The organism is Leptothoe sp. ISB3NOV94-8A, from assembly GCF_043421595.1.
Lineage (GTDB): Bacteria > Cyanobacteriota > Cyanobacteriia > Phormidesmidales > Phormidesmidaceae > Leptothoe > Leptothoe turfae.
In genome coordinates this window covers 6,264,537-6,276,781 of sequence record NZ_JAXSQW010000001.1, presented here as the reverse complement: position 1 = coordinate 6,276,781, position 12,245 = coordinate 6,264,537, and the positions used below count along the sequence as shown (strand labels likewise).

Annotated in this window: 14 protein-coding genes; 4 read left to right on the top strand and 10 right to left on the bottom strand. The window is 48.6% G+C overall.

Annotation, left to right across the window (positions count from 1 at the left end; all coding sequences use genetic code 11):
* Window positions 1–29 precede the first annotated feature (29 nt).
* The 3 genes from ccmP to SPB21_RS26915 all read right to left on the bottom strand — a co-directional run bounded on the left by ccmP (window position 30) and on the right by SPB21_RS26915 (window position 2,574).
* Window positions 30–668: a beta-carboxysome protein CcmP gene (gene ccmP / locus SPB21_RS26925; RefSeq protein WP_490793006.1), complete on the bottom strand. Its 639-nt coding sequence runs from the start codon at window positions 666–668 to the stop codon at window positions 30–32.
* Between the two features lie 254 nt (window positions 669–922).
* A complete protein-coding gene (ruvB, locus tag SPB21_RS26920) occupies window positions 923–2,080 on the bottom strand; it encodes a Holliday junction branch migration DNA helicase RuvB (protein ID WP_499868138.1) in 1,158 nt (385 codons plus the stop codon).
* Between the two features lie 86 nt (window positions 2,081–2,166).
* On the bottom strand, window positions 2,167–2,574 hold the full coding sequence (locus SPB21_RS26915; RefSeq protein ID WP_163663762.1) for a hypothetical protein: 408 nt from the start codon (window positions 2,572–2,574) through the stop codon (window positions 2,167–2,169).
* 59 nt (window positions 2,575–2,633) lie between these two features.
* Between SPB21_RS26915 and SPB21_RS26910 the strand changes: the two genes are divergently transcribed.
* Together SPB21_RS26910 and SPB21_RS26905 are read left to right on the top strand one after the other, a co-directional pair.
* Window positions 2,634–2,888, top strand: a complete 255-nt coding sequence (locus SPB21_RS26910; RefSeq protein WP_499868136.1) for a hypothetical protein — start codon at window positions 2,634–2,636, stop codon at window positions 2,886–2,888.
* A 115-nt stretch (window positions 2,889–3,003) separates the two neighbouring features.
* Window positions 3,004–4,179: a TRC40/GET3/ArsA family transport-energizing ATPase gene (locus tag SPB21_RS26905; RefSeq protein ID WP_163663781.1), complete on the top strand. Its 1,176-nt coding sequence runs from the start codon at window positions 3,004–3,006 to the stop codon at window positions 4,177–4,179.
* A 95-nt stretch (window positions 4,180–4,274) separates the two neighbouring features.
* Here the strand turns inward: SPB21_RS26905 and SPB21_RS26900 are convergent, their stop codons facing one another.
* The 4 genes from SPB21_RS26900 to SPB21_RS26885 all read right to left on the bottom strand — a co-directional run bounded on the left by SPB21_RS26900 (window position 4,275) and on the right by SPB21_RS26885 (window position 7,430).
* Window positions 4,275–5,036, bottom strand: coding sequence for a class I SAM-dependent methyltransferase (locus tag SPB21_RS26900; RefSeq protein WP_499868134.1), 762 nt, complete (start codon window positions 5,034–5,036; stop codon window positions 4,275–4,277).
* Window positions 5,037–5,060: 24 nt separating this feature from the next.
* Window positions 5,061–5,441 carry a C6orf136 family protein gene (locus SPB21_RS26895; protein ID WP_499868751.1) on the bottom strand — a complete coding sequence of 127 codons (381 nt, stop codon included), beginning with the start codon at window positions 5,439–5,441 and terminating at the stop codon, window positions 5,061–5,063.
* A 10-nt stretch (window positions 5,442–5,451) separates the two neighbouring features.
* Window positions 5,452–6,039, bottom strand: a complete 588-nt coding sequence (locus SPB21_RS26890) for a hypothetical protein (protein WP_490793003.1) — start codon at window positions 6,037–6,039, stop codon at window positions 5,452–5,454.
* Window positions 6,040–6,221: 182 nt separating this feature from the next.
* Entirely contained in the window at window positions 6,222–7,430 is a 1,209-nt protein-coding gene (locus SPB21_RS26885; protein WP_163671631.1) for a DUF4912 domain-containing protein, read from the bottom strand.
* 375 nt (window positions 7,431–7,805) lie between these two features.
* On the opposite strand from SPB21_RS26885, the gene SPB21_RS26880 reads away from it, so the two are divergent.
* Window positions 7,806–8,558, top strand: coding sequence for an LmeA family phospholipid-binding protein (locus SPB21_RS26880; protein ID WP_163663786.1), 753 nt, complete (start codon window positions 7,806–7,808; stop codon window positions 8,556–8,558).
* On the opposite strand, the gene SPB21_RS26875 is transcribed toward SPB21_RS26880, so the two are convergent.
* From SPB21_RS26875 to SPB21_RS26865, 3 genes are all read right to left on the bottom strand, one after another.
* Complete coding sequence (locus SPB21_RS26875; RefSeq protein WP_163663788.1) at window positions 8,555–9,433, bottom strand: phosphatidate cytidylyltransferase; 879 nt, start codon at window positions 9,431–9,433, stop codon at window positions 8,555–8,557. The genes SPB21_RS26880 and SPB21_RS26875 overlap by 4 nt on opposite strands.
* 112 nt (window positions 9,434–9,545) lie before the next feature.
* Window positions 9,546–10,544 carry an NAD(P)/FAD-dependent oxidoreductase gene (locus tag SPB21_RS26870; protein ID WP_163663790.1) on the bottom strand — a complete coding sequence of 333 codons (999 nt, stop codon included), beginning with the start codon at window positions 10,542–10,544 and terminating at the stop codon, window positions 9,546–9,548.
* 292 nt (window positions 10,545–10,836) lie between these two features.
* Window positions 10,837–11,409 carry a peroxiredoxin gene (locus SPB21_RS26865; RefSeq protein WP_163663792.1) on the bottom strand — a complete coding sequence of 191 codons (573 nt, stop codon included), beginning with the start codon at window positions 11,407–11,409 and terminating at the stop codon, window positions 10,837–10,839.
* Window positions 11,410–11,727: 318 nt separating this feature from the next.
* On the opposite strand from SPB21_RS26865, the gene SPB21_RS26860 reads away from it, so the two are divergent.
* Window positions 11,728–12,144, top strand: a complete 417-nt coding sequence (locus SPB21_RS26860) for a Fur family transcriptional regulator (RefSeq protein WP_163663794.1) — start codon at window positions 11,728–11,730, stop codon at window positions 12,142–12,144.
* The last annotated feature ends 101 nt before the right edge of the window (window positions 12,145–12,245 follow it).

Genomic DNA, 12,245 nt, shown 5'->3' with positions numbered 1-12,245 from the left:
TTTTTGTGATTGGAGTTATGGGGTATCGGTTATTCGAGTTTTAGGGTGTTGCGATCGCGACCCGGCACATTTTCCAAAGTTGATTCAACTGCCCGTGCAGCGGCCAAAATATCCCGTTCCGCACCCCCCAGGTATAGGCGGCCAAAGCTACCGATGGAGGAAATTTGCAGGATGTTGATCTGGGCGGCTTTTTCGGCTTCATTTGCGGCCAAAGATGCATAAGCTGCAGGTTCCACTTCCATGACGTATAGGGTTTGCCCAGCCAGGATCATATTGCCGCGTCGGGTGCGGTTGATCAGCTGCACATGGTGCGGGTCCAAGTTACGGATCACCTGGCTAGACACCATACGTGGTTTTAAGCGATCGCGCATTTTCACGCCAAGCACATCTAAAATCGCTTGCCCAGCTGCTTTCACTTCACCTTGGCTACCGGAGTGAATTTCTAGTAGACCATATAAACGTTCAACAATCTGTACACCAGGGGTAACTACAGCCGACTTTAAGGCAACGTCAGTAATACGATTAATCTCAATGCCGGGGGAAATTTCAACCCATAAAGAAGCGTCGCCCGGCAGTGGCAAAAAGCCAATGGAAACGCTGCCCATATAGGCAGCGTGCTGAGGTTGCAAGTTGTCAATATATACGTAGCTACGAAGTTCTACACCCAAGGTCGCGTTAAAATTTATAACCTGCCGATCTTATCAGGTAATCGTCAGGCAAAGCGTTATCAGGAGCTGATTACGTATTGTCAGACTGCAGTGCTTCAATTTGTGACCTGAACCATTTAGCTACTAATTTTTTGATGATGCCGTAGCCGCCATCTTGATAAATTGCTCCAATAATGGCCTCAAAAGTTTCTGCTAACCGTGAAAGTTTTCGATGATTTTATAAGAAACACTTTGCTTTTTTGAGCCTTGTAGTATTACATCAACGAGAGCTGATCATTATCGTCATTGATGTTTAAAAGTCTTACTAGAGTTGGGCGATCAGGCATTTCATACCCTAAATGTTTCCAAGCGGCGGGTGTGGCAATTCGGCCTCGCGGTGTGCGTTGCAAATAGCCAATCTGTAACAAATAGGGTTCGTAGACTTCTTCAATGGTCTGGGCATCTTCGCCAGTGGCTGCAGCCATGGTATCCAGCCCAACTGGGCCACCGTTAAAGTTTTCAATCATCACCGATAGCAATCGGCGGTCGGTCCAATCGAGACCACAGGGATCCACATTAAACAGCTCTAACGCTTCCCCAGCAATCTGTTCCGTAATTGGCCCTGATGCTTTGACTTGCACATAGTCCCGCACCCGCTTCAGCAGACGGTTAGCAATACGCGGTGTGCCCCGAGCCCGCCGGGCAATTTCCATGGCTCCCGATTCTTCAATATCGGTTTTGAGCACGGTGGCTGTACGCAAAATGATGCTGGTCAGTTCATCTAACTCATAGAACCGTAACCGCTGGATCAAACCAAACCGGTCCCTCAAGGGTGATGTCAGGGCACCTACTTTTGTAGTCGCACCTACGAGGGTAAAGGGCTGTAGCGGAATACTGCGGGTTCTGGCACTTTGCCCCTTACCAATGGTGATATCCAAGCGAGCATCTTCCATGGCTGGGTACAAAATTTCTTCGGTCACCCGCGACAGCCGATGGATTTCATCAATAAATAAGATGTCTCCGGCTTTTGCATTGACCAGTAGACCCGCAATATCGCGAGGGCGCTCTAGGGCTGGAGCCGTTGTAATTTTGCAATCCACCTTCATTTCCTGGGCCAGAATCAGGGCCATGGTGGTTTTGCCCAGACCCGGCGGTCCATAAAGCAACAGATGGTCCAAGGGCTCCTTACGGGATTGCGCGGCCTGAATCGCAATTTGTAGGACTTCTTTCAGCGCTTTTTGGCCAATGTAATCATCCAAACTGTGAGGTCGGATACCGTCTTCATTACGACTCACCTCATCGGGGCGAGCTGAGGTTTCTAAGAGCTGGTTTTTTTTGGCTGGAGCAGCCGGTGGTGATGGTTTTGACTGAGCTTTCTGTGGCTGATCGTCTGGCTTATTTGATTCCGGCTGCTTGGAAGAAATGATTGCCATGACAACTCAACCAACGATAAAGACAAATGATGGCTGCTAATTTTTACGTGTATAAATCAGCAACGGCAACAAATGTACTATATCGTTTAATAAATCATCACGCGTCCGTCGTTAACAATGTGTACAGCACTGTCATTAACTGCACCACTGGGCAGCAATTCAATTTGTAGGGTATCTGCTTCTGGGCGATGCAGCCTGACTTCAATCGGGCGCTGAGCCGCTTCCCAAAATACAACTGATAAATCGCCTATGCCAATCTGGGCATCAATAGTGATGGTCTGATCAGGCCACATGCCGTAGGGTTCAAAATCCAAAACACGTTCGAGGCTAACGCGCCCCCCGGTACGGTTGACGACTTGCAGTGTTACTGCCTGGCCAGGGGCAAATTGGATTTCATTAGAGCCACATCGGTAGACACAGCCAGCTGCCCGAACAGCTGGAGTCGCGATCGCGATCACCAAAGCAGAGCTTAGAAAAAGTAAGTTTTTAAGCATGACAAATCCTCTATAGGTAGAAGCCGACTTAACGGATTGATGCGTTCCATAGCTGGCGATTGAGGCCCGAGAAATGGCAGTTATGGCAGACGCTGGAGGCCGCCATCGCAGACGATGGGCCGCCATCGCAGACGCTGGGCCGTCATCGCAGACAATGGGCCGTCATCCTCTTCAGAGTTCCCTCAGCAGTGCAAAGCTATCGGTTGCAAAGCTCTGCCATGTTTTTTCTTAAACGTCGTGCTAGTGATGCAGCAGCCAAGCACAGATGCTTTGCTGTTACCGATGGAGGGTACGAGTTGCTTAGCTATCTTTAAAAATTGGCCCTTGGGCTGCATAACCCATAGGATTTCATAATGCAGTCTAAAGACTTCTGCCGGAAACGGCGAAAAGTCGCTAAAGTAAAACAATGTAAACGTTTCTAAGGTATATATGCGCGTACTCCTGATGACTGGAAAAGGCGGCGTGGGTAAAACGTCGGTGGCAGCGGCGACGGGGTTACGCTGTGCAGAACTTGGCTACAAGACTTTAGTGCTCAGTACTGATCCAGCACACTCTTTAGCCGATAGCTTTGATATGGAGTTGGAGCATACACCGCGTGAAGTCAAGCCCAATCTTTGGGGTGCAGAGCTGGATGCCCTGCGTGAACTCGAAGGTAATTGGGGTGCGGTCAAGCGCTATATCACTCAGGTGCTGCAGGCCCGTGGTCTAGAAGGGGTAGAAGCTGAAGAGCTTGCGATTCTGCCAGGAATGGATGAAATCTTTAGTCTGGTGCGCATGAAACGTCACCATGATGAAGGTGAGTACGATGTGCTGATTATTGACTCAGCTCCCACCGGTACCGCACTGCGCTTGTTGAGTTTGCCAGAGGTTGCAGGCTGGTATATGCGTAAGCTATATAAGCCTTTTCAGGCCGTATCTGCAGCCCTAAGGCCCATTGTGGAGCCTCTCTTCCGCCCCGTTGCCGGATTCTCTTTGCCGACCACTGAGGTGATGGATGCACCTTATGAATTCTACGAGCAGCTAGTCGAGTTGGAGAAGGTGCTCACCGATACTACTACCACATCCGTACGGCTGGTAACCAACCCTGAAAAGATGGTTATCAAAGAATCTCTTCGTGCCCATGCATATCTCAGTCTCTACAATGTGGGCACCGACATGGTGGTGGCCAATCGAATCATTCCAGAGACGGTTACTGATCCGTTCTTTCAGCGTTGGAAAGAGAATCAGCAAATTTATCGACAAGAGATTCATGATGACTTCCGTCCCTTGCCTGTGAAGGAAGTCCCCCTATTCTCTGAAGAGATGTGTGGCATTGAAGCTCTAGAGCGTCTCAAAGAGACAATTTACGGCGATGAAGATCCTACCCAGGTATATTATAAGGAGACTACATTACGGGTAGTTCAAGAGCAGGATAATTATAGTCTGGAAGTTTATCTACCAGGTATTCCTAAGAGCCAAATTGAACTCAGTAAAAGTGCTGATGAATTGAATATTCGTATTGGTAACCACCGCCGTAATTTGGTTCTACCCCAGGCTTTAGCCGCATTACAACCTGCTGGTGCCAAGATGGAAGATGATTATTTAAAGATCAAGTTTGCCGCTTAAGACGGTTGCAAAATTGAAGCATCTGATGGCCCTGATCTCTTCTGCGAAGAGATCAGGGCTATTGAGTGAATATTGAGGCCGCTTTATTAGCAAGGCTACATGCCAAAGTAGTAGAGTTTGGTTCGGTAGCGAAACACAATTTCTCGTTGTTGGCTATAGCGATTGAAGAGGTTTCTCAGCTCAGTCAGCATCATGTCATAGTTAGACGCATCTGCTTTGGGGGCATAAGAGCACGATAACAGGCGACCTTTCAATCCTTCATAGTCAAATATTTGAGAATTTTCAAAGGCGGCCATTTCCATAGAACGTGGGGCTAAAATATCCGCTAACGTTGCAGATGTTAGACGACGGTGGTTAACTTGTTTGTACTCAATACAGTGGGTTAGCAAAAACTCTTCATAGGCTTGCTGAAACGGATCACTCTCTAGACGAACATTCCAAATCACAGCGACATGACCGCCTGGTTTCAGAATGCGTTCAAATTCTCCGGGTGTTTTTTCTAGATCAAACCAATGAAAAGCCTGACCAGCCACCACCCAATCGACAGAAGCATCGGGAAGAGTAGTGGCTTCGGCTTGGCCATTAATGCTGGTAAACCTAGGATATGCTTTCAAAATACTTTCTGCGGCAAGACGCATATTGGTATTGGGTTCGACTCCATACACCCGATGGCCATTGTCTAAAAAGTGTTTTGTTAGCAAACCTGTACCTGAGCCGATGTCTGCCACAACATGAGATGCTGAGAGACTAAACTGTTCTTTTAATTGTGCAAAAAGAGCTTCTGGATAGTCGGGGCGATACTTAATGTAGTCTGCCACTCGATCTGAAAATCGTTCCGTTGGGTTGAGACTGGTCATGGCAAGGTACTGAGATAGGAGATTTCATGGGGCGAATAGCTGTTTGAATACGTCCCATCGTGAACAATTCCAATAGTCAATGTGGGCACAGATGAGCCCCTCTGTATTAATTTGTAGCTCACTCCAACCCGGAATAGAGATTCTGGGTTGCCAGGGCGTAGGCGCTGTAAAGTGCAGCGTCCATCGAGTGATAACTGTATTCGCCTGAGGCTGTTCTACCTTGTGCAACTCCAACTCAATATTATGGAACCACTGTGCAATAAACCCGATCATGCGCTGATAGCGTTCTATGCCACGAAACTCATTCATGGGGTCTTTGAAATAGACATCCTTGGCATAGATTTGATAGCTTTGCGCCTCAGGAAAACGGGCATAATCTGCTTTAATCTGCTCGATTACCGTCATGGCTATTGGCTCACTCATTTTTGGCAGATTCTGATGGATTAACCTCTGACCATAACCGCTCTAGCTGACGTTGCCATGCAGCTAACGCCCGATCACCATAGTCACTGTCTTTCATATCACCCATGATGCCCTCTGCATAGAAACGGTTGATAAGTTGCATGGTATTTTCTAAGGACTGTCCCTGTAATTTAGCCGCGTGAATGATTTGGCGTACCCGAGTTTCGATCAAGGTATTGAAGAAAGGACTGACGCCGGCTTCTTTCATGGCGAGCAATTGATCGATTGCCGACATGAATGTTTCCGTTTCTAAGGTGGCTAGCTTGTGGCGAAATATTCCCCATAGATTGTTGTCATAGCTAGCGTAGTGAGCCATGTGAGTCTGTTCAAAGTTGGCCTCTAGAATCTCCCCTAAAAAAGGCTGAGCTTCGGCAATGGGGACAATGGGGACAAGGAGCCGTAGCCAGGTTTGGCTATTGGTAAAAAGGACTAGCAGTCGCATTTCAGGGGTTTCTACCTGCCAAGCGTCAGGCGTATCCATTTTGCTGGCGCTATCACCAAAGCGTGTCTGAAGCAGGTGGGTAATATCTTGGGGAGTCATTCATCTATGAACAAAAACAACGGCCATGGCAGACCTCCTTATGGCACCATAACGCAACTTAGCGCCTAACTTTGCCCAATAAAAAAGGAGGTGTGCGATCGCACACCTCCTATCTAATTTGCCTATCTAATTTGATTTAAGGAAGCAGTCTTCCGTGTCTCAAGCGATTTGCGTTAACTAGACTAAAACGCAAACCATTCTTCAACCGCTTCCGCCTTAGTATTGGTGTTACGCTCGGGAGTCTCGCGGGTGAACTTCATATGGATGGAGCGCGTTTGCTCACCATCAGCCGCTACAGCCTTGATGGGATAGTCAATTAGACCATCCTGGAAAGACATTTGGAAGCGGAATGTGCCGTCGGGCTTCAGGTCAATCTTACGGCTACCGATAGTAACGGTTGCATCCGGCTCAGTGGCACCGTAAACAATTAGCTCAGCATCCGCGATCAACCAGAATTTGCGAGGACGAACCGGCGGGGCAGAAGCAGAGAAGCCAACGCCCGACATGTTAATACCAGAAGCCGTTGGCAGGGCCCACATCCCCACACCAGAGGGGAAGACAAAGGAGCTAACGGCTTGCTCAGGGACCTGATGCATGGAGCCAAACAGTGAACCCGCAATACGCTGAGCTTCCATGGACTGAGCCTTGGCAAAGATCTCATCGTAAATGGGGTTACCTTCAGCATCCATCACACCAGCAGCTTTCTTGCTGGGGGGCACCAGGGTCATCACGGTCTTGCCGCGTAGATCTTCATCCCAGTTAACAGAAACGAAGTGGTCTTCGACCCAGTCAGAGGGATAAACGGGAGGAACGTGGATGGGTGCAGAGCGCGCCATCAACAACCAACGACCGTCGGCAGCCACATAGCCGATTTCAGCAATATAGTCGCGATCGCTAACGGGTATAGGCAAAAACCATTCCCGTGCCATCTCATCACATTCATACTGCTGAAGACTGTGGGGAGCAACAGAGTTGATATCAATGTCAGTCACATCGTAGAAACGAATTGCTAGACGCACACCGCCCTGACGACGCATTTCTTCTTTGTGGACACCAGGAATATCCCAGTAAGCATAGGCCCATTGAGGGTCACGAGGCATTAATACAATGCGACTTTCACCGTAGCCACCAGGCAAATCACCAAACCCATCATCCACAGCGGCTAGCTCTTCCATGGTCATACCTGGAGCAGGCGCTTCAATAGTTGTTGCAACCGTTGCCGCTTTGGGAGCAGGTGCACTCTCGCCACGAGCCGCCTGTGCTGAACGAATTGCTTCAACTAAGTCAACTTTACGCATACGGCTGTAGCGAGATACCTCGTACTCGCTTGCTACCAGACGCAGCTGTCGCAACGTCATTTCTTCTAATGGAACCCTTGTACCGTTACCCATGGCCATACCTTTGACTTCCAGCACTGCAGAACAAACAGCTAAATCTCCCACAGGGGATCGCTCTTGGAATTCATCATGCCAGGAAAGCCCGTGGGGATCAACCAAAATGATCCCCACGAAATCAAGGCCACATCGAGAATTCAGTATTTTCAGGAAACAAAATGTCATGAATTTATGATTTATTGATCCCATGCAGCCACTTAGCCCGCAAATAATGTCATAATTTCATGACATTTGGGGATCAGTTCTCGCCTATGCTGCTTGAAATGAACGTAGGGTGTGCGATCGCAACCCAGCAATCGGCAAATATGCCATAAGCAGATATGTCATTAGCAGATATGCAATGATTGGTTCGGAACTATTCAGCACTGTCCTATGACCCAAGCCCCATCAGCACCAAAAGGCAGCCGTCTCATTAGTCGTGTGTTGCCTGTGGCTGTGAAATTTTGGCTGCAAACGCAGCTCGATGAAATTGGGGAGTTGGCCTTTGAAATTCAAGCCACCGATCGGCAAGTATTATCGGGTTATATTCCTGGCATTACCCTATCGGCACAGCAGGCGATATATCAGGGCGTGCGGATTACTCATGTCAATGTGCAAGCCAGTGACATCAAGATCAATATTGGTCAGGTTCTACGCGGTAAGCCTTTACGCCTGCAACAGGAATTTCCCATTGAGGGGCAGGTTGCCTTCGATATGGATGCGCTCGCAGCATCTGCCACAGAATCGATTCTGGCGGATGGTCTGCTTGACTTCTGGCAAACCCTTGTGGCTAAAGAGGATGTGGCCACAGAAATAGCAACTCACTATGGTGCCAACATTGCCGCCCTCAAAGATCCACAGCTCTCTGAGTACCAATCAAAATTGCAAACCCTGGACACAGATTTGATGTTGCATCTTGTGCGTAACGAGCAATCAGAAATTGGCCTGAGGGGATCTCTAGACGTTGATCATGGCCATATCCTCCGCTTAACCACCGCCCAGTGGCGCTTGCCTTCTGGAGAGCATGTGCGCAGCGATGCCCTCACAGATTTCTGTTGGAATCTAGGCGAACAGACTGATTTGCAGTCACTTCAGGTGCAAGATGATCAGCTGATGTGCCAGTGCCGAATTATGGTGCAGCCCTAGCTACCTGGCCACACACCAGGCAAACTAGGCAACAACATGGTGATGAAATAAAACACTAGCGGTGCGGTAAAGACATAACTATCCGTGCGGTCTAGAATGCCTCCGTGGCCTGGAATTAAGGTACCTGAGTCCTTAACACCAGCATCGCGCTTCATCAAAGATTCGGTCAAATCGCCCAAAAGGCTAGACACACCGATCATGGTGCCAAAGGCAGGGCCGGTAATCCACCACAGGGGCCACTGCATCAGCCAGGCTCCAGTGCAACCCACGAATAGGCTACCGATAATGCCGCAAAAGGCTCCCTCAACCGTCTTCTTAGGACTAATGTTGGTCAGGGGAGTGCGACCAAAGGTGCGGCCAGCTACATAGGCACCAATATCAGCCGCCCAAATGCAGGCAAAGGCTAAAAAGGTATGCACCAAACCAATGGGTAAGCTCTCTAAATGCCAATCGGTGGGCCAATAGCCACCCAGGGGCAAATTCGTTAAATCACTGCCCCAGTCCCGTAGGCGAATCCAGTAGCTGGGTAAATAGCCGCCGTAAAACAAGCCTAAAATAGACGCTGCCACGTCAGCAATGGTGGCAAACTTGGGCTGGAATAACACGTAAAAACAGATGCACGTGCCTGCCAAAGATAAAATCGCATCCGTTAGGGGTGGGGCGATGTGGGCTGACATCAACAGCACCTGACTGACAATCAGGGTGGTTTTAACAGCCGCGTTAATACCTTTGGCTTTGGTCAGGGCAAAGACCTCTAGCTGGCCTAGGTAGACGATAATGCCGAACGCGATTGTGAAATACCACCCCCCTAAGATGATCATCAGTAGGGCAATTGCGATCGCAACTCCACCACTAGCAATACGGATCCACGGCATAAGCGAATAAGTAAACGGGCCCAATAGTCAGGATAGACCGATTCAGAAGCTTAACACTTGATGGCCCCGTCTCTCCCATGGGGACGTATTTAATGGTCTTTTAGACAGATATCTAAACCGATACTGACATCAGATTTTCTTCCCACTTCCGTGGTGCACTGGCGCGGCGAATATATCGCCAGATCTGGGTTGCCGCCAATGTACCGTCGGCGACAGCCACCGATACCTGGTTCAGACCCTGCTTCAAATCGCCCACGGCAAAAATACGATCGTGGGTCGTTTGAGCCATCCCATTAGTCACCAAGTTTTCACCATCCCAGGTCAGACCCTCAATTCCTTTGAGGTAATGATTATGATAAATCGACCCCATATTAATCAGCCCTGTGGTCGCTTCCACAATGGTGCCGTCCTTGAGTTCCACACCGCTCATCTTGTGGTTCTCGCCCAAAACACGAGCAATGGGTGCTTCATAGAGAGGATAGCCATGGTCTGCTAACTTTTGCTTCATTTCAGGACCCACGGTGAAACCATTAGTGAGCACAGAAATATAAGGTGTGAACCAGTTCAGCACAAAGGCCACATTAATTTGAGATTCGCGGCTGACCATGACTACCGCTTTCTGGTCCCACATATCAAAGCCGTCACAGATCATGCAAACGTGCAGCGTGTAGCCCGCATAATCATAGACATTTTGCATATCGTCTAACTCAGGTAAGACGTCAATGACGCCAGAGGCGGCAATCAAATACTTACTGCGAAGCGTATAGTACTTGACGTTTTTCTTGCCGATTTTCACCTTGACCGCAAAGGTATCCCCTTCGTCAGTCACCTCTTCCACAAATGCTCGCAGGTGATCAGCGCCCCAATCCATAGCCTGCTTTGCACCATGGGTGAGGATATCTCGCCCTGGAGTGTTAGGGTCTAAGCCAAGGTAGTTACGAGTATCCTGCATCCATAGGGAGCGTCCCTTGCCTTTTTCAATAACAAGACATTTCAGACCGTAGCGCGCCAGATAAATAGCGGCTGATAGGCCTCCCATACCACCACCGACAACAATCGCGTCATAGAGGGTATCAAGATGATTTTCAATATTTGCACTAGATAGTTTCATTGTTTTCTAACCTGCCCTAAGCGGGCGTTGGGGATGAGTCTGTTGGTAGTGAATATGGATAACTCCATGGGTGTTTATCTCAAGCAATGAGAACACCTTGAGTACCTAGAGATACAGACGGCAAAGAAGACATTACCATTAGCCTTCTTTGCCGTCTAGTGTTGCAGGGCTGGACTTCGGCGTGAACAGTTCGGCTGAGCGGTTCGGCTGAGCTCACCGTCGAAGCCTCACCGTTGAAACCTCAGTCGAACGCACAAGATTCAGTCCCTACAGGATTTAATTTTGATAGGGCTTAGCCAACAAACTCTTTACGAGGGGCAGATACACCAGGAGCAGCAGCACCCTTGAGGTAAGCCAGCATAGTGTCAGCGTCAGAGACCTCGAAGGGGTCAGTGGGACAGTTGTCACCAAAATCAGGCTCAGCAAATAGCTTCTCGATGGCCATATCGTTAACAACCATGGAGTAGCGCCAAGAGCGCATGCCAAAACCCAGGTTAGACTTGTCTACCAACATCCCCATCTTGCGGCTGAATTCGCCGTTACCATCGGGTAATAGCTTCACGTTCTTAGCCCCCTGTTGCTTGCCCCACTGGAACATAACGAAGGCATCGTTAACGGAGAGACAGTAGATATCATCAACACCCAGAGCCTTCATTTCATCAGCTAGCTCTTCATAACGGGGTAAGTGGTTAGAGGAGCAAGTGGGAGTGAACGCACCAGGAAGAGAGAAGACAACGATTTTTTTACCAGCAAAAATATCTTGGGTAGTAGTATCCTGCCAGCGGTAGGGGTTAGGGCCTTCAACGGACTCATCACGAACGCGAGTCTTAAAAACAACGCTGGGCACTTTCTCAATAACAGCCATGATAATTTCCTGTAGATTAATTGTTAGGTGGATCAGTAACTGAAAACGTACTGTCTGTTTGTCAGCAAAGCTCAAACTGAACAAACGACAGACTTACAGATTTCATTGAGTGGTCACTTCCTAAATCAGAATAATTCTTATCTTAAAAAATGTCAACATTGGAAATTATTCAAATTTCGAAGTAGCTGTTAGATAATGTGAATGCTAAGATGGTACTACTTTGCTCGCACTATCAGCGTCATACATGCCTATATCTTGCATGCTCTAATGCTTTTGTGTGTGAAACTCCATTCACATTCTCTTTAGATTTAATCGGCGATGTCTCTGCAGACAGAAGAAATTGTAAAAGTCCTCAAATCTAAGCATCTGCGGGTTACCCCTCAGCGATTTGCAGTCTATGCCAACCTGCTTTCTCGTGAGGATCATCCAACAGCTGAGCAAATCCTGAGCGATGTTAATAAGGATGTGCCCCGGTCTTCCCAGGCGACCATATATAGTTCGCTACAGGCATTACGGGATGTCGGCCTGGTACGCGAGGTGCTGCTAGAAGAAGGTGTATGCCGTTACGATGCCAATGTGGGCCAGCATCACCATTTTCGCTGCAAGGTGTGTGGCTCCATCGAAGATATCCCGTGGGAAAAGTTTCAGTGTTTGGATACGGCGCAGCTGCGTCCTGGGTTGACCGTGGATAGTTATGAAGTGACTGTGTATGGGGTTTGCGATCGCTGCGATTAAATCGCCCATTGCAACGGCCTAGCCATGCCCACAGGCACCTTAATGTATCAAAAATGATGTTGGATCACGTAGGGGTAGTGCCTTGTGCCTACCCCATTTCG